Genomic DNA, 19,053 nt, shown 5'->3' with positions numbered 1-19,053 from the left:
CTATATAGGAAGCATAAGGAACTACCCGGTAACTGGTCGCCGAATATCATCGGAACGCATACCGGAGCAGAAAGGGAAGAAAGGCGTAAACTTTTCTTCCCTTTTCTTTTACAGTAAAAAAAATCTACATCCACTAATTTTCTATTAACTTTATCCGCTTATTATTAAATTATATATGAAAAAGAACATCGCCCTGGTTGCCGGCGGGTACTCTGGTGAGTATGTGATTTCCGTACAGAGTGCCGCAGTGATTGAAAAAAACATTGACAGCAGCAAGTATAACGTCTATAAGATCTCTGTTACCCGTGATGGTTGGAATTATATTGGTGCTGAAGGCCAGTCAATTGCAGTAGACAGGAACGATTTTTCATTGACAATCAATGGTAATAAGATAAACTTCGACGCAGTTTTTATCGGTATACACGGTACGCCAGGTGAAGACGGTCGCTTACAGGGCTATTTTGAAATGCTGGGTATTCCTTTTACCAGCTGCGGAATGGTCACCTCTGCGCTCACCTTCAACAAGAGCTACTGTAACAAGGTAGTATCGTCTTTTGGTATCGTAAACGTATCAAAATCAGTGCATATCTTCCGTGATCAGCCTTTTGATACCAAAGATATCCTCCGGGAACTGAAATTGCCGGTGTTCGTAAAACCGGCAGAAGGGGGCAGCAGCATCGGTATGTCTAAAGTGAATACCGCCGAAGAGCTGATGCCAGCCATTGAAAAAGCCTTTAAGGAGGATGCACAGATCCTGATAGAAGAATTCATCAAAGGCAGGGAGATCACCTGCGGTTTATATAAAGCGAATGGACAATTCACCGTACTGCCGGTAACTGAGATCATCAGCAGTAAGGAATTCTTTGATTACGAAGCGAAATATACCCCAGGCGTTACCCGGGAAGTGACCCCGGCAGAGGCGCCTTCAGAAGTGACCAACCTGATACAGGCAACCGCCAGGAAACTGTATGACAAACTGAATTGCAGGGGGATAGTAAGGATGGATTTCATCTGGGAAGAAGCGAACAACCGCCTGTTCTTCCTGGAAGTGAACACCATGCCGGGACAATCAGAAAATAGTCTTGTACCTCAGCAGGTAAGGGCTGCGGGTAAAACCCTGCAGGAGTTTTACGGCACATTAATTGAAGAATGCCTGAGGAAGTAAACAGATCCGAGTTCATCTTAACGTTAAAATATAATCTGTGTTCAATAAAATAACGAACCGCTCTTTCGGCTTTAACCTGCTGGTTGTTGTAGGAATTCTGGCCGTTCTGGGGCTGCTTTTCTTTTCATTACTGGGCATTATCACCAAACATGGGGACACCCTGACTGTTCCCGACGTATATAAGAAAAATATACAGGAAGCCACCATGATCCTGGAAAAAGAAGGGTTCAGCGTGGACGTAAGGGACTCGATCTACGTAGACAGCCTGCCTGGCCTGGCCGTATGGGAACAAACACCCGCCAAAGGCTCCATCGTGAAGGTAGGACGTACCATCTACCTGACTATCAATAAAGTAATACCTCCTATGGTACAAATGCCGGACCTCAACGGGCTGACCTTCCGCAGTGCGGAAATGACCCTGCACAGTCTCAGGCTGAACGTAGGAGATACCATCTATAAACCGGATTTTGCGACTAATACCGTATTACAGCAGTTGCTGAACGGTAAAGTAGTGAAACCAGGAAGGGAAATTCCTGAAGGTAGTAACATCACCCTGGTACTGAGCAGTGGTACCGGTAACACCGAAAACCCTGCACCAGACCTGATAGGGCTCACATTCCTGGAAGCAAAGGAAACGCTGAGCGCAAGCAACCTGGGGCTGGGCACCGTGCTGATTGATCCCTCTGTGACTGATACCGCCAATGCCTTTGTGGTTAAACAAACACCTCCGCGCCGTAACAGCCTGAATGAGCTGAACATGGTGAGAGCAGGAGAAACGATTGATCTCTGGCTGTCAGGTAACCGTCCAACAAAGGATAGTGGTGGTACACCTGCGCCGCCAGCGGAACCCGAGCAACCAGAATAATCATCGCCAAAATCAGGCAATGCTGTAATATTGCCATAGATTTCACAAACAATGTAAATTAACAGTCATGGAAAATATAAGCCCAATAGAACTGAAAAAGCGCATGGACAATGGGGAAGACCTGAACATCGTAGATGTACGGGAGCCGCATGAGCATGCGGAATTCAATATCGGAGGTATCCTGGTGCCACTGGGAGATATCCGTGCGATGCAGGTAGATGAGCTGGAAGACCTGAAAGACCAGGAAGTGATCGTGTACTGCCGCAGCGGTGGCCGTAGCGGACAGGCAGCCATGATCCTGGAAACAATGGGTTTCCAGAACGTAAAGAACCTGACCGGCGGTATGCTGGCCTGGCAGGATCAGGTTGGCAAGTAATTACCAATATATCATTCTTTAATAAATGCCTTCCGGCGTGTAGGATGTCTCTGGCATCCCACTGCCCGGAAGGCGTTTTTAATAGCATTCCCGTTGCCTGAAATGCATGATGATCTATATACAGAGAAAGCTATGCTGACCCGTATTGCTGATGGCGATGAGCGTGCGTTCGCACAGTTCTTTAAGGCTATTTCCCCGGGGATAGGTAATGTAGTCAGAAAGGTCGTAAAACAGGAGGATGCTGTTCATGAAGTACTACAGGAGTTCTTTATCAAGTTATGGCTGCACCGCGATAAACTGCCTGCCATTGAGCAGCTGAAAGCCTACCTGAAAAAAATGGCCCTGAACGAATGTTTTACCTGGCTGAACCGTCAGGCACTCCTGCAACAAAGACTGGCAGATATCAGGAACGCAGGCCAGACTACTGTCAATCAAACAGAAGCCGAACTCTCTTACCGTGAAACCCAGCGCATCGTTGCCGCCGCTGTAAACGCCCTGCCCACCCAACGCCGGCAGATCTATGAACTGAGTCGCCAGGAAGGGCTCAATGCCACCGAAATAGCTAATACCCTCCAGCTTTCCCCCAGTTATGTCAGGAATACCATCAGCGCTGCCCTGCAGTTTATCAGGGAACAGTTACAACAGGCTGGCAAGCTGTAGTTAAATTTTTTTTCTCCCCGATAGGTACACCCACACTTTTCCCGTAGTCTTATATATGGAAGATACTTTGGCGACACACCAGGTACTCCGCCAGACAAATGGACCAACAACGTATTCACTATCTCATCAACGGTTTTCTGGAAGGAAACCTCTCTGCAGCTGAAAAGGCTGAACTGGACGATTTTCTGAAAGATCCGGCCAACAGGGAGACCTTCGTCACGATCGTCAGTCACATGACCGAAGTGGAAGAGCAGGCCGCTTTTGATGAGCGCCTCGAACCGGTATTATCGCGTGTACTGGATGTAGACAGGACGCCTGTTACCACTGGCAAAATAGTGCGCTTCCGCTTCCCTTACTGGCGGGTGGCTGCCGCCGTTGTATTGGCTGCTGGTATTGGTGGGTACGTCTACTGGTCGCATAAAGCGCCCACGCCGCAACTGGCACAAACAGCACCAACTACGCCAGCTGTGATCCTGCCGGGCAGTAACAAGGCTACCTTGATCCTGGAAGACGGCACGACAGTAGCGCTGGACAGCACCGGTCACCAGACCATCAGACAGGGCAATACCATCGTACAGCGTAACAACGGACAACTATCGTATAGTGGTCAACCTGCCACAGTAAAGCCGAGTTACAATATACTGGCTACGCCCAAAGGAGGGCAATACCAGGTGGTACTGCCAGATGGTACGAAAGTATGGCTGAACGCCGCTTCCCGCCTGAAATACCCGGTAGCATTTACAGGTAGTGAACGTTTGGTAGAGCTGGAAGGGGAAGCCTATTTTGAAACCGTGAAAGATGCGCATCAACCATTTAAAGTAAAAGCAGGAGAATTCGAAGTACAGGTGCTGGGTACCAGCTTCGATATCATGGCCTATAAAGATGAAAAGAACACCCATACCACATTGATCAGTGGCGCAGTGAAAGTAGCGTCAGGAAAAGAAAGCCGGCTATTACGACCAGGACAGCAGGCCGTTGTGAACGCCAATGCCGATATTGGAGTGAATGCAGTAAATACCGACGAGGTCATTGCCTGGAAGAACGGTTATTTCTCCTTCAAAGACGCCGATATTTCCGCCGTCATGCGACAGCTGGAACGCTGGTATGACGTAACGGTATCTTATCCCGCAGGCGTACCGAAAGGCACGTTTTCCGGCGAAATGGGAAGGGGGCTGACACTCGCTGAAGCATTAAAAATATTGGAACAGACTAACGTAAATTTTAAAATAGAAGAAGGCAGACACATTGTTATACTGCCCTGAGTAATTAGCATTCTTTTATAGTCCCGTTATATAAAAACTTCCATGTTATGAAGCAGACCTTACTACTTCTACTGGCATTGCTATGTCTGAAAGTGAATGCCGCCGACACATCCACGCAGATCACCTATGCAGGGAAAGATGTTCCGCTGAAAAAGATCTTTTCCGTGATTAAAGAACAAACAGGATATGTATTTTTTTACCGTAATGAAGACATTGCTGATGTCAGGCCGGTCACTGTTTCATTTAACAAAACCTCCCTGGAAGCTGCGCTGGACGCTGTGCTGAAAGGGCAACAGCTGCAGTATGTGATACAGGGTAATACCATTGTCATCAGCAGAAAGAAAAACCTTCGGTCCCCAACTATTAATGAAGAAGCATCTCCTCCCGCCGATACCAGTATACAGGGTAAGGTCGTGAACAGCAAAGGAGAACCACAGCCCGGCGCGACTATACTGATCAAAGGGAGCAAACGTGGTACGACGGCCAATGAGAATGGCGTATTTACCTTGCGAAATGTTCCGGACAATACGGTGCTGCTTATCTCTGCCCTCGGACTGAAAGCAAGAGAAGTACCGGTGGCAGGTGTTACAGGGCCGCTGACAGTAACATTGGAAAGTGGCACTGAAGCATTGAGTGAAGTAGTAGTGGTAGGATACGGACAGGTAAAGAAGAGCGACCTGACCGGTGCTGTGGCTACTGTGCCGGTAGGAGAGATCAAAAAAGTAGCGGTAACCTCACTGGACCAGGCCATACAAGGACGTGTGGCGGGTGTACAGGTAACGCAGAACTCCGGTTCGCCCGGTGGTTCTACCACTATCCGTATCCGTGGTGGTAACTCTATCCAGGGCGATAATGAACCACTATACGTAATAGACGGCGTGCCCTTCAAGAATGGAGGTGCTGAAAGTGGTTCCAGCTTCAATGTGCTCAGTACCCTGAACCCGGGAGATATTGAGTCGATGACCATCCTGAAAGACGCTTCCTCCACCGCTATATATGGTTCCCGTGGTTCCAACGGTGTAGTGATCATCACTACCAAACGGGGCAAGGCAGGCAAAACGGTCATCAGTTTTGATACGTACTATGGTACACAAAATGTGCGTCGCAAGTACCCCGTGCTGAACGCAAAAGAATATGCTGCTTTTGTCAATGAAGCCAATACCAACGACGGTTTGCCGGCTGTTTATACACCACAACAGGTGGAAGCTTTTGGCGCAGGTACTGACTGGCAGGATGAGATCTTCCGCACGGCGCCTATTGCCAATTACCAGCTGTCTATGAGCGGTGGCGATGAGAAAACACAGTATGCTGTATCTGCTGGTTATTTTACACAGAAAGGCATCGTGGAGAATTCTGATTTCAACCGATACTCTTTCCGTGTGAACCTGGACAGGAAGATCAGCAATAAGATCAAAGTAGGTAATAGCCTTACCATCAATCGTACTGCTACTAATCAGTCGCGCACTGATGGCGCTCTGGGTAGCGCCGGATTAGTTACCATGGCGGCATTACAGTTCCCTCCCTTGCTGAAGGTGCATAATGCGGATGGCTCTTACCTGATGACGGACCCTGCGCTGAACTTTACTGCAGATAATCCGGTAGCCCTGGCATTAGATAGTAAGAACAAGAACACTGCCTACCGCTTTTTCGGGAACATTTTCGGTGAATACCAGATCATCGAAGGACTGACATTAAAAGTGCTGTTCGGTGTAGACGGTATCTTGCAGAAACAGGACAGCTATCTGCCCAGAAGTGTGGCCAGCGGCCTCGCACAAGGAGGTGTAGGATCTATTTACAACGAGCAGTCTGTTACCTGGCTGAATGAAAACCTGCTTACCTACACCCGTACTTTCAACAAGGTGCATAGTTTTTCAGCACTGATCGGATACACACAACAGGAAAATCATACGGAGAATGATTATGCCTCTTCCAGGAGTTTCGTGAATGATATTCTTGGTACCGGCAATCTGGGAACAGGCGCTGTGGCTACTACCCCGGGTTCAGGTATTGGTGGCTGGGGACTGGTGTCTTACCTGGGAAGGATCAATTATGGTTATCGTAATAAATACCTGCTGACGGCTTCTTTCCGTGCTGATGGATCTTCCCGTTTTGGGGCTAATAACCGTTTTGGTTACTTCCCTTCCGGTGCAGTGGCATGGAAAGCATCGGAAGAGCCTTTCCTGCAAAATAACAAGATGATCAGCGACCTGAAACTGCGTGTGACCTATGGTACCACCGGTAACCAGGATGGTATTGGTAATTATCCTGCGTACGCTTTACTGGGCACACAGAATTATGTACTGGGCAACAATATCTCTACCGGCCTCGGTCCCAGTCAAATTGCCAATCCTGACCTGTCATGGGAGAAAACGGCACAGGGCGATGCGGGAGTTGATCTCGGCTTGTTCAACAACCGTATCATGATCACGGCAGATGCCTATCTGAAAAAGACAAGCGACCTGCTGCTGAATGTAACGATCCCTGGTTCTTCCGGTTATTCCAGTGCTATCAGAAACCTCGGCAAGGTCCAGAACAAGGGCATTGAGCTGAGCCTGTCTACTGTCAATATAGACGGTGCTTTCAGATGGACGACAGATGTCAACTATGTAGCCAATCGTAATAAGGTACTGAACATAGGAAAGACACCACAGATCTTCGCCGGCCAGGTAGCCAATATCGCACAGAACGTGAACTCCGGTATCATCCGTGTAGGAGAGCCCCTGGGTACCTTCTACGGTTATGTGACCAATGGCCTGTACCAGTCAGAAGCAGAACTGGCCGGACTGGCAGACGCCAGTGCAAAGAAGGTGGGGGATAGAAAATATATGGACCTTAACGGCGACAAAAAGATCGATGATAAGGACAGGACAATCATCGGTAGTGCACAACCGAAATTCAGCGGTGGTATCAGCAATACCTTCTCTTACAAAGGCATTGACCTCACCATTTTCCTGCAGGGCGTATATGGCAACAAGATCCTGAACGCCAACCGTTTTGAACTGGAATACCTGAATGGTACTACGAACCAGGACAGGGATATGCTGGACAGGTGGACGCCTACGCATACCAATACTGATATTCCCCGTGCAGCTACGACCAGGCCGGCTAACCGCATCTCCACCCGGCAGATAGAAGATGGTTCTTACCTGCGGCTGAAGAACGTGCAGCTGGGTTATAACCTGCCCGATGCCTGGCTGAAGGCAGCAAAGATCCATTCCGTACGCCTTTACCTGACGGCACAGAACCTCATCACCTGGACAAAGTACAGCGGGTACGATCCGGAAGTGAACCGCTTCGGACAGGATAGCCGCAGCCAGGGATTTGACTATGCCAGTTATCCTGCCGCTAAAACATTGCTCTTCGGATTAAATATCACCTTGTAAGTATTAACAGCACGTATATGAAAAAGCTATTTTTTCTACTGATCTGTACACAGATGTCCTGTAACCTGCTGGACCAGCAACTGGAATCCAGTTTCACGCCGGACAATTTCTATAAGAATGCCGACGATGCCAAAGCTGCCCTCAGCGCTGCCTATGATCAGATGAAAGGGCAGAATATGTATGACCAGGCCATGTGGGTATTGCAGGATCAGGCGACGGATGATGCAGAATGGGGCGGAGGCCGCTCTACCGCCAACCAGGCTAAAAATGATGTAGATAAGTATTCCTTTACCCCGGCTACTACTACTTTTCAATCAATATGGACGGCCGCCTACTCCGGCATCAACAAAGCAAATGCTGTGCTGGCGCGTGTGCCGGCCATTACTATGGATGCAAACCTGAAAAACCAGTACTTGGCGGAAGCTAAATTTTTAAGAGGGTTTTATTATTTTACACTAGTGCGCATGTTCGGTGGCGTGCCCATGATCCTGCAGGAAACTACTTCCCTTGATAACCTGGAAGTAGCCAGAGCCACCGCAGATGAAGTATACCAACAGGTCATAAAAGACTTTTCTGAAGCCGCCACTGTACTGCCTGTTGCTTATACCGGCGCTAACCTGGGCCGGGCTACCAGGGGCGCTGCCATTGCTTTCCTGGCCAAAGTATACCTGACCCGTGAAGACTGGCCCAACGCAGTAGCAAAGTGTAAGGAGGTCATGGACCTCGGCGTATATGATATCTGGGATAAATTTGAGGATGCATTCCTGATCGGTAATAAGAATGGAAAGGAGTCCGTATTTGAAGTGCAGGCGCTGGGAGGCGGTTTGGGAGAGGGGAGTTATATGCAGGGATATATGCGTCCCAACTTCGACAAGGTGAATGGTATCGCCGGCTTTGGAGACGATCCGGTTACAAAGAACCTGTATGATACCTACCGTGCTACGGATAAACGTCGCGATGTGACGATCAGGTTGTATACCGCGACTTCTACACCTCCGGCTCCGGCCAGTATTACGTTCCCGGCATACGTATATAAGTACAGGGACCCTGCTGCGACCGCCAATGGAGAAGGCAGTAACAATTATCCTGTTATCCGCTATGCAGATGTTTTACTGATGTATGCGGAAGCACTGAATGAACAAGCTGCTGGTAATACGGATGCGTTTAACGCCATCAACCGCCTTCGCAGGCGTGCTGGTATTCCGGAGCTGGAGCAAACATTAGGACAGGCACAGTTCCGCGATAGCGTGCTGCTGGAAAGAAGACTGGAACTGGCCTTTGAAGGACACCGCTGGTATGACCTGGTGCGCACAAAACGGTTGATCAGCGCCATGAAAGCACAAAACCCATCCATCGTTGTGAGTGAAAGACATTATTTGTACCCGATCCCCCAGACAGAGATCGATGTTAATGCGAAGCTGAAACAAAACCCTGATTATTGAGCATAACCACGATTATATGCAAAGACGAACATTTTTACAGGCAGGATTATTAGCCACTTCTTTTTCTCTCCCGGGGAAATATGCGCTTGCTGCCCATCCTCTGCAGTCCGCATTGCGGTTGGCAGGAAATGATGAACCACCACTGGTGATCAACGCCGGTATCGGCGGCAATAACACCGTAGAGATGCTGGCAAGGATAGAGAAGGATTGCCTGTCGCACCACCCGGATCTTACTGTATTCATGGCTGGTACCAATGATATGAACAGCCGGAAACATGTACCCCTGAAAGACTATGAAAAGAACATGCGTGACATGGTGAAGATGATCAGCAGTACGGGCAGTAAGGTATTGTTGATGACCATCCTGCCGGCTTATGAACCTTATCTGTACACCCGTCATCCGAAGGAGTTTTATGATCCGGAAGGGTATGTGGCCAGAAGGAAAGCAGTGAATGAGGTGATCGCTACAATAGCTGCGGACACCGGCCAGACATTGCTGGATATGGGACACATCTTTGAACGTGCCGGTAATATCGGTATAGAAAAGGATAGTCTCATCGAGAATGAACTGAACAGCGGAAAAACAGACGGTGTGCATCCTACGCCCGAAGGCTACCGTCTGATGGGCGTGGTGGTATACGATTGTATCATGCAGCGGCAACTACCGCATAAAAGAATCGTATGCTTCGGAGACAGCATCACGCATGGTGATGGTGGTACAGAAGGACATAGCTATCCGGCATATCTTAAAAAGTTACTGGTTCCATAAAACAGATATAAAACCACAGTTATGAAGCATCTAGTTACAGTGTTACTCTTTTGTTTGTTATGCTTTACACAGGTTCATGCACAGACGCCTGTGGAAGCCGATGTCGTGATCTATGGCGGTACTTCCGCCGCTATTACAGCGGCGGTGCAGGTGAAGAAAATGAACCGATCTGTCGTGATCGTATCGCCGGATAAACACCTGGGCGGTTTATCTTCCGGCGGACTCGGTTTTACCGATACCGGGAATAAATCAGTGATCGGCGGACTGGCACGTGAATTCTATCACCGCGTATACCTTCATTATCAGCAGCCTTCCGCATGGAACTGGCAGCCACAGGCTGAATACGGTAACAAGGGTCAAGGCACGCCTGCTATGGATGGCGCAGAACGTACCATGTGGATCTTCGAACCACATGTAGCAGAGCAGGTGTTTGAAGATTTTGTGAAAGAGAACAATATTAAAATATACCGCAACGAATGGCTGGACCGTGAGAAAGGTGTTACCAAAAAAGGGCAGAAGATCGTTGCGATCAAAACACTGAGCGGTAAAACATTCCGTGGTAAGATGTTTATCGACGCTACCTATGAAGGAGATCTGATGGCGGCTGCTAAAGTATCCTATCGTGTAGGAAGAGAGGCTAACAGCGAGTATAATGAGAACTGGAATGGTGTACAGATAGGTGTGCTCCACCATGGTCATTATTTTAAGAAACCGGTGAGTGCCTATAAAGTACCAGGGGATGCTAAAAGTGGTTTACTACCGCTTATCTCTCCACAGCCACCGGGAGAGAAAGGGAGTGCCGACAAGCGCGTACAGGCTTATTGCTTCCGTATGTGCCTGACCGATCTTCCTGCAAACCGTATTCCTTTTGTACGTCCGGCGGGATATGATTCCACGCAGTATGAATTGCTGGTAAGAGTGTTTAGTAATGGCTGGGAAGAAGCATTCAATAAATACGATCCTATTCCTAACCATAAGACAGATGTCAACAACCACGGGCCTTTCAGCACAGATTATATCGGGATGAACTATGATTATCCGGAGGCTTCTTATAAAAAAAGGAAAGAGATCATTGCTGCACATGCTACTTATCAGAAAGGGCTGTTATACTTTATGGCCACTGATCCACGGGTACCCGATGATATCCGTACACATATGAATAAATGGGGATTGTCAAGGGATGAATTCAAAGATAACGGCAACTGGCCGCACCAGTTATATATCCGTGAAGCCCGTCGTATGACTGGTATGGAAACAATGACGGAACATGAAGTGCTGGGTAAGAAACAGGTTGTGAATCCTGTTGGCATGGGCTCTTATACCCTGGATTCGCATAACACACAACGGTATGTGCAGGAAGATGGTACTGTGCAGAATGAAGGAGATGTGGAGGTACGTGTGCCTGAGCCTTACCGTATCAGTTACGGGTCTATTGTACCAAAGAAAGAAGAATGTGAGAACCTGCTGGTGCCGGTATGTGTGTCGTCTACACACATCGCCTATGGCAGTATCAGAATGGAACCGGTGTTCATGATATTGGGCCAGAGCGCGGCTACAGCGGCCATCCAGGCGATTGATGGAAAGAAAGCCATACAGGATATTAGCTATGACCAATTGAAAGCGCAGCTGCTGAAAGATAAACAGCAATTGTAGGATACCCTTTGTTCCCCCAACTGCTGCCGGCAACGCTTAACTATTTCTTAATATTAAACTTGTTTCTTTGCGGCACAGTTTGGGGGAACAATTGCCATGATCAGATCTTTTATACTTTGTTTATTATTATTGTGTGGCCTCGCTGCACAGAGCCAAAACCAGGAGCACACAGAACTTACCTATACAGAACAACTCAGCAGACGCTTCCCGGATTCTGCCTTTGCCCTCTTAAAAGAAGTATATAGTAAATCTGTAGAAAAGAAAGATCCGCTTACTACCGGCATTTCCCTCCAGCACATGGGGAATATCTGTTATTACCTGGGCAGTTATCCGCAGGCGCTCGACTTTCACCACAAAGCCGACAGCATTTTCCGCGGTCAGCAACGTAAGGACCTGGTGGCAGATAACCTGGACGACATGGGCATCCTTTATTATTATAACCGCCAGCTACCCATGGCGCGCAAACAGTACGATGAAGCCCTGTCCATCTACCGGGAGCTCAAAAACGACAAGGGGCTGGCCAATACCTATGGGAAGATCGGTCACCTGTACGAAAAGCAGGCTAAATACGACAGCGCCTTCTATTTCGAACGACTGGCCCTACATGAATACAGTAAGATCTCCGAGAAAACGGGTATGGGCAAGATCTACGAGAATATGGGCAGCATTTATGAAGACCTGGAGCAATTCGACTCTGCTTCCTATTATTTCCTGCATTCCTACGATCTCTATAAAGAAGCCAATGAAGAAGTGGCGATCACCGAGGTGCTGAATAACCTGGGCGACATCTACCGCAAAACCGGGCACTATAAAGAAGCCCTGGCCGAAACCCGTAATGCCCTGTATCAGGCGGAGAAAATGAACAACCTCCATGACAAAGGGGCTGCCTGGCATGACCTGGGTAAAGCCTTCAGTCTCCTGAACCAGAACGACAGTGCCTATCACTATATGGAATTATCCCGGCGGGCGGCCATTGATATCTATTCGGCAGACAATAACCGTCAGACGGCTTTCCTTAGCGTCCTGTTTGATATCAATAAGAAGAATGTGGAGATCATGAACCTGGAGCATGAGCGGGATATCAATATCATCATAGGTATCGCCACGGCTGTTGTGATAGTACTCCTGTTAATATTAGGCTGGGTGATCATCAGCCGGCAGCGGCTCAACATCCGCAATGCCGGTCAGCTGGCGCGCCAGCAGCAGGAAATGCATGAAACCCAGCAGGAGCTGATGCAGGCCGCCCTCCAAAACAAACAGCTGAAGGAAGACAAACTGGTGCAGGAACTGGAACTGAAAGGCAAGGCCCTCACCTCACATACCCTGCACGTGATCCAGAAAAACCAGCTGCTGGAAGACCTGCGCAACCGTCTGGAAGCCATGGCCAAAGACGAAAAAAGGGATCAGAAGAAACAGATCCAGCAACTGATCCAGCAGATTAACCTCGATTTTAACCATGACCAGTACTGGAATGAGTTCCGGGAGATCTTTGAACAGGTACACGGAGACTTCTTCCTAAAGCTGAAAAACCGTCGTGAGGATCTTACCTATAATGACTTCAGACTGGCCGCTTTTATCAAATTAAACCTCACTTCACAGGATATGGCGACCCTGCTGGCCATCTCTCTCGACAGTTTAAGGGTATCGCGATACCGCCTCAAAAAGAAATTGAACCTTGATGAGGGGGAGAGCCTGACGGCATTTATTCATGCATTGTAATACCTGTCGGTTACACCGGGTGTTACGGTAACAATTTGTTAATGAACATTGGCTGTCTTTGCTATATGTTATATATCAGGTAGTTATAGTTCGCTGTTTACAGGTTGTTGCTATTTTGTATACGCCCCTGTTCACGATGTTACGTTTTGCTTATGGTGCTTTTTGTGATGCTTTAGCTGCTTTTTTCAACTTGCACCCACAAAAAAATGCTACTCATGAAGCAACTAGTATTACTGTTTATCCTGCTGTCAGGAATTACGTACTCCGCTTATGCACAAAAGGCCGGTTTAGGTGGCCTGGTGGTGGACAAGCGATCCGGGGAACCACTTCCCGGTACGACCATACAGATTGAAATGGCCGGGAAGAAACGTTACCTGACTTCCGGTCTGAACGGGGAATTCCTTATTAAGGGGCTGCAGAACGGTACCTGTAAAATAGAAGCGAAGTATATCGGCTATCAAAAATATGAAGCGGAAGTAACGGTAAACAACCAGACTACCCTTACAATAGAGCTGGAGCAAAAGAAAAAAGACCTGGCCGAAGTGAATGTGGCCGGTAAACGTGATCATGGCAGTGATGCCTATGCCCTGCAGAACGATCGCAAGGCTAATGTGGTCATGAACTCCGTATCAGCCCGTAACATTGAAGTCTCTCCTGATCTTTCCGTGGCGAACGTAGTACAACGTATTTCCGGTGTTACACTGGAAAGAAGTACCAACGGTGAAGGCCAGTATGCCATCATCCGCGGTATGGACAAGCGTTATATCTATACCCTGGTGAATGGGATCAAGATCCCGAGCCCGGACAACAAGAACCGTTATGTACCCCTGGATATCTTTCCGGCCGACCTGCTGGACCGACTGGAAGTGATCAAGTCACTGACCCCCAATAGGGAAGGTGATGCCATTGGCGGTGCCGTAAATATGGTGATGAAGGATGCCCCCAGCCAGTTCAGTGTAAAAGCCAATGCGGCTGCAGGCCTGGCTGCCAATACCAGCAACTTTACCACTTTTGACCATGGTGCCAGCCTGGATCGTTCGCCACGTGCTACCAATCCTGTTGGTTACCAGGCAACGATGACAGATTTCCCGAATAGCGCCTTTTCCCGTTCAGATAAAAGTCATCCCATTGCTTCCCTCTTTGGACTGTCATTGGGTGGTCGCCTGCTGAACAACAAGCTGGGTGTGATGCTAGCGGGTAGTTATCAGAATAACTACCGGGATGTGAAGTCTGTGTTCTTCGGTACGGAAACTGATATGAACAATGGTAATGCAAAAGTAACCAGCATCGAATCACGTAACTATTCTATCCAGCAGCAACGTAGCGGTCTGCACGCCAAACTGGATTATAAGTTCAACGACGATCATAAGATCAACCTGTACGTAGCTTACATGAACCTCAACAAAAATGAGTTCCGCTTTTCTACAGATACCAGCCTGCAACTGGGCCGTCCTGGTCCTGGTTTTGGCCGTATCAGCAACAGCTACCGTACTTACCACGATCAGCAACAGATCTTCAACACGACCCTGAATGGTCAGAATGAACTGGTGCATCACCTGCATATGGACTGGAGCCTGGTGTATTCCAAAGCAACAGATAACCGCCCGGATGAAGCCAGCCTGCACCTGGTGACCGGTGTTTCCAAAGATCCCGCTACCGGAGCAGCGGTACAGGCGCCCTTGAACCTGGATCAGTCAACCCGTGAGTTCCAGCGTAACAGCGACGAGGATAAAAGCGCGTACCTGAACTTCACCTATAAATCGGAGATCGGCAAGGCAGATGTAGACTGGAGCGTAGGTGGTATGTACCGTCATAAGAGCCGTACCAGCACTTATGATAACTACAATCTGCGTCCGACCAACCCAAGCAACCAGGTATACGACGGCGATATCTCCCACAACACGTTTGCGGTGTTTAATGGCGAAGGCACTTCAGACAATGCGCTGAACTACGACGCTACTGAAAATGTAGGTGCCGCGTATGCTATGGTGAAAATTGAAATGAAGAAATTTGAACTGACCGGCGGCGCCCGTTTTGAGAATACAGACCTTAACTGGCAGAGTGCTGTACCGCAAACGGTGAAAGGTAAAACCGGCGGTATCACTTATTACGACGTATTGCCCAGCGCATTGCTGAAATACTCCCTGGATAAAAAACAGGCCCTGCGCCTCTCTTATTATTCCGCTATCAGCCGTCCTAACTTCTATGAGGTGATCCCTCACAATGGTGGTGATCCGGATGCTGACTACCAGGAAATCGGCAACCCGAACCTGAAAAGGACCACCGCCAATAACTTTGACCTGCGTTATGAATACTTCCCGAAAGCGCTGGATTATGTGCTGGCAGGTGTGTTCTACAAACACCTGAACAACCCGATCGAATATGCGCTGGAAGATGTAGGCACCAACACATACTATGTGCCCGACAACTTTGGTAAAGCCAGCAACTATGGTGTGGAACTGGACATGACGAAGTATTTCCGCTGGTTCGGTATACGTGCAAACTACACCTTCACGCACTCAGCCATCACCACTTCAAAGATCTTGTATTACAGCACAGCTACCGGTACTTCCGATAAACAGGTGGACCAGACCCGCCCACTGCAGGGACAGTCTGCACATGTGGCTAACCTGTCACTGTTGTTCAAGGATGATAATAAAGTGGGCCTGAATGCACAGCTGGCCATGGGTTATACCAGCCGTCGCATTAACACGGTGAGCCAGTTCCTGGATAACGACATCTGGCAGAAAGGTTTTGCACAGATGGACTTCTCTGTGGAAAAACGCCTGGCAAAACGCTGGTATGTGTATGGGAAAGTGAACAACATCCTGAACACGCCTTACCAGCTGGAGATCCACCAGCCTTACACCGGCAGTGGTGTAGTAGGTGCCGTGCCTTTCCAGGAATTGGGCAAGAACACTTTCGTGAGAAAAGATACTTACGGCGTGAACTACCTGTTGGGCGTGAAATTCAAACTCTAATTATTCAAAAGACCACTCATGCAAACCAGACATATATTAATCGCTGCTACACTGATCATCAGTGCCTGTCATAAAGAAGAAACGGTACACATCTCCGACGCACATATTTCTGCCGGTCAGACCATCACGTCAGATACCCTTAGCGGTACTATAAAAGGGACGTTGGCTGCAGGCAAAACCTATTATTTCCGTACAGATATCACCATCAACCAGGGCGATACCCTGCTGATGCAGGCAGGTTCCAGACTGATTGCCATTGGCGATGGTAAGACCACGGCTACCAGTCCACAGATCACCTGCAATGGTACTTTCATCAGCCTGGGTACTGCAGACGCCAATAACTTTATTACGGTGGCCGATAGCCTCCGTAAGCCGGAGAACATTGGTAAAGGCTACTGGGGTGGTATTCAGTGTGGTTCGGCCAGTGGTGATCTGATCATTAAATGGACGCACCTGGAGTTTGCAGGTGGTCCGGCAGGTCCTTCTGCTGATCCGGCTGTATTTGCTGCCGGAGATCCCCGTAACCTGATCAGTTATACCAACTATAATGGGCACTTCATCCTGGAAGATTCCTGGCTCTATGGCAGCACAGACGATGGTATCCGCGTTCTGCATGGTAATGTGAGCGTGATGCGTAATACTTTTGAAGCCAATGGTAAGGCTGGCGGTGAAGCGCTCAACCTGAAAGCCGGTTCTGTAGGCGATATAGCGTACAACGTGGTGATCGGTGCGGCTACCAACGCATTCAAAGTATCCAACAGCGGTGGTGGTCCGGTACAAACCAAAGTGTACCTGTACAACAATACGATCCTGAACTGTGGTATGCGCCAGGTAAAATCAGGTCGTGGCGGTTCTATCAACTTTGAAAAGGGTGCACAGGGTAAGATCTATAACAACATCATTGTTGACTGCCGTTATGGTGTGCGTATTACGCCTGATGCAGATACTACACATACGTCTTACAATAACCAGTTCTTTTATTCCAATGCGCAGACGCAGATCGATCAGTTCTATACAGCAGATGGCGTAGGCCGTAAACAGTCGAACGATATCATGACTGTCACGCCTGAAAGCAATCCACCGATGTTCGCTAACTACGACGTGAACCAGTTTGATTTCGCGAAAAACAAAGCGCCGCTGGATATCTCTGCGATGCCGTTTACCATCATCACTACGCAGCAGTATGACTTTAGCCTGCTGCCGGGTTCACCTGCGCTGAAATCGGCCAATGCTGATGTGGTGCAGGCACAGAAAACAGTGCCACAGGGTGGTTTATATGGCGCTACTACGCTGCCACCTTCTGTTGATAGGGGTGCTTATCCTTCCAATGGTTCCGGCAACCAGCATATTACCTCCAGTTTATTATCCAAATAAATGTGCTGCAGCCGTTCTGCTTGTGGCGAACGGCTGCTATCAATAACAGACGATGCATTACAGAAACAGCTTACTGGTTATTCTGTCGCTGGTCTTCTTTTCCCGTGCCCATGCGCAGGAGAAGAAATTCCTGGGCACTAAAACGCCTTATCCGTTTAAGGCGGCAACATATACGCCACCACCGGCTGGTTTTACGCCGGTATTTGTAAATTATGTGGGTCGTCATGGCGCCCGTTTTCTCACCAAGGCAGGCGTTGACATAAAGGTACAGGCCCTGTTGCAAGAGGCGCAGCGAAGCGCTGCATTGACGCCATTGGGTGTGCAGTTGCTGGCTATGACGAACCGCTTTTTAACGATTGAGCAAAACAACTATGAGAACATTAGCCTGTTGGGTGCTGCCGAGCAGGCGGGAATAGGAGAACGTATCCTGAAAAATAATGGCCCGGCCTTTAAGGGCCGTGGCCTGGATGTGGAAGTAACGCATAAAGTACGTACCCGGCAGAGTGCAGCCGCTTTCCTCACTGCATTTAAAAATTACCCCGGTGATAAAACGATCCATGCTGCGCCGGCAGATACCGCTGAAAATGTATTACGCTTCTACGATCTGTCGCCTGCTTACCTGGCATTCAAAGAGACGCCTGCAGTAAGGGAACGTGCCGATTCGCTGGAGCGTGATGCACGTACGGCAAAGGTGGTACAGGCATTATGGAAAAAGGTCTTTACACCATCTTTCGCTTTGCAGCGGGAGAAGGCGCTGACCTTTGCTCAAGGCCTGTATGACTTATACAGCGTACAGTTTTCTATTCCGCTTGAAATGAAAGCAAAAGGCTATCAGCCTGACAGCATCAATTTCGGGATCGCATTTGACGCGTCTTCACTGGCATGGTTAAGCTTTATCAACGACGCCACCGACTTCTATGAAAAGGGGCCGGGGCTGGATACACTGGGCATTCAGGTGACTGTGGCGGCACCTTTGCTGGCCGACTTCCTGAACAGTACCGCTGCGGCAATCAATGGCCACCTGCAGAAAGATGCGATACTGCGCTTTACGCATGCAGAAGCTATTTCTCCTTTTGCCACCTTGTTAGGTATTCGGGCGGCCAGCCATCCCGCTGTTGCTGTTCGTCAATATGCGGAGCATTGGCAGGCATCAGGTATTATCCCGCTCAGCGCAAATATTCAGTGGATCGTATACGCGAATGGAGGACATTATCTGGTGAAAGTATTACTGAACGAACGCGAGGTGCGCCTGCCTGTTAAAACAGCACACTTTCCTTATTATCAATGGGAGGATGTACAACAATACTATGTGGACAAATTACGCAAGATAGGAACAGCACCGGATGCAGACATGCACCGGTACTTGCTGGGGTTACAGTAGCGATTCTTTGCTTAGTCAGAAGG

At 48.7% G+C, this 19,053-nt stretch carries 13 protein-coding genes; all 13 read left to right on the top strand.

Annotation, left to right across the window (positions count from 1 at the left end):
* The first annotated feature begins 175 nt into the window (after positions 1-175).
* The 13 genes from CLV42_RS24585 (at position 176) to CLV42_RS24525 (ending at position 19,030) form a co-directional block, all read left to right on the top strand.
* Positions 176-1,165, top strand: a complete 990-nt coding sequence (locus CLV42_RS24585; protein WP_106604582.1) for a D-alanine--D-alanine ligase — start codon at positions 176-178, stop codon at positions 1,163-1,165.
* 37 nt (positions 1,166-1,202) lie between these two features.
* A complete protein-coding gene (locus CLV42_RS24580; RefSeq protein WP_106604581.1) occupies positions 1,203-2,030 on the top strand; it encodes a PASTA domain-containing protein in 828 nt (275 codons plus the stop codon).
* 67 nt (positions 2,031-2,097) lie between these two features.
* Positions 2,098-2,406, top strand: coding sequence for a rhodanese-like domain-containing protein (locus CLV42_RS24575; RefSeq protein WP_106604580.1), 309 nt, complete (start codon positions 2,098-2,100; stop codon positions 2,404-2,406).
* A 102-nt stretch (positions 2,407-2,508) separates the two neighbouring features.
* On the top strand, positions 2,509-3,066 hold the full coding sequence (locus CLV42_RS24570) for an RNA polymerase sigma factor (RefSeq protein WP_106604579.1): 558 nt from the start codon (positions 2,509-2,511) through the stop codon (positions 3,064-3,066).
* 98 nt (positions 3,067-3,164) lie between these two features.
* Positions 3,165-4,328 (top strand): FecR family protein, encoded by a 1,164-nt coding sequence (locus CLV42_RS24565; RefSeq protein ID WP_106604578.1) that lies wholly within the window; start codon positions 3,165-3,167, stop codon positions 4,326-4,328.
* A 47-nt stretch (positions 4,329-4,375) separates the two neighbouring features.
* Entirely contained in the window at positions 4,376-7,711 is a 3,336-nt protein-coding gene (locus CLV42_RS24560; protein ID WP_106604577.1) for a TonB-dependent receptor, read from the top strand.
* A gap of 17 nt (positions 7,712-7,728) precedes the next feature.
* Positions 7,729-9,153 (top strand): RagB/SusD family nutrient uptake outer membrane protein, encoded by a 1,425-nt coding sequence (locus tag CLV42_RS24555; protein ID WP_106604576.1) that lies wholly within the window; start codon positions 7,729-7,731, stop codon positions 9,151-9,153.
* 16 nt (positions 9,154-9,169) lie between these two features.
* Positions 9,170-9,922, top strand: a complete 753-nt coding sequence (locus CLV42_RS24550) for an SGNH/GDSL hydrolase family protein (RefSeq protein ID WP_106604575.1) — start codon at positions 9,170-9,172, stop codon at positions 9,920-9,922.
* A gap of 21 nt (positions 9,923-9,943) precedes the next feature.
* On the top strand, positions 9,944-11,575 hold the full coding sequence (locus CLV42_RS24545; RefSeq protein ID WP_106604574.1) for an FAD-dependent oxidoreductase: 1,632 nt from the start codon (positions 9,944-9,946) through the stop codon (positions 11,573-11,575).
* Between the two features lie 96 nt (positions 11,576-11,671).
* A complete protein-coding gene (locus tag CLV42_RS24540) occupies positions 11,672-13,294 on the top strand; it encodes a tetratricopeptide repeat protein (protein ID WP_106604573.1) in 1,623 nt (540 codons plus the stop codon).
* A gap of 215 nt (positions 13,295-13,509) precedes the next feature.
* Complete coding sequence (locus tag CLV42_RS24535) at positions 13,510-16,275, top strand: TonB-dependent receptor (RefSeq protein WP_170117634.1); 2,766 nt, start codon at positions 13,510-13,512, stop codon at positions 16,273-16,275.
* An 18-nt stretch (positions 16,276-16,293) separates the two neighbouring features.
* Positions 16,294-17,649: a right-handed parallel beta-helix repeat-containing protein gene (locus CLV42_RS24530; RefSeq protein ID WP_106604571.1), complete on the top strand. Its 1,356-nt coding sequence runs from the start codon at positions 16,294-16,296 to the stop codon at positions 17,647-17,649.
* Between the two features lie 52 nt (positions 17,650-17,701).
* Positions 17,702-19,030 (top strand): histidine-type phosphatase, encoded by a 1,329-nt coding sequence (locus CLV42_RS24525; protein ID WP_106604570.1) that lies wholly within the window; start codon positions 17,702-17,704, stop codon positions 19,028-19,030.
* The last annotated feature ends 23 nt before the right edge of the window (positions 19,031-19,053 follow it).

The organism is Chitinophaga ginsengisoli (genome assembly GCF_003014595.1).
Classification (GTDB): Bacteria; Bacteroidota; Bacteroidia; order Chitinophagales; family Chitinophagaceae; genus Chitinophaga; species Chitinophaga ginsengisoli.
This window is presented reverse-complemented; position numbering and strand designations above follow the sequence as displayed.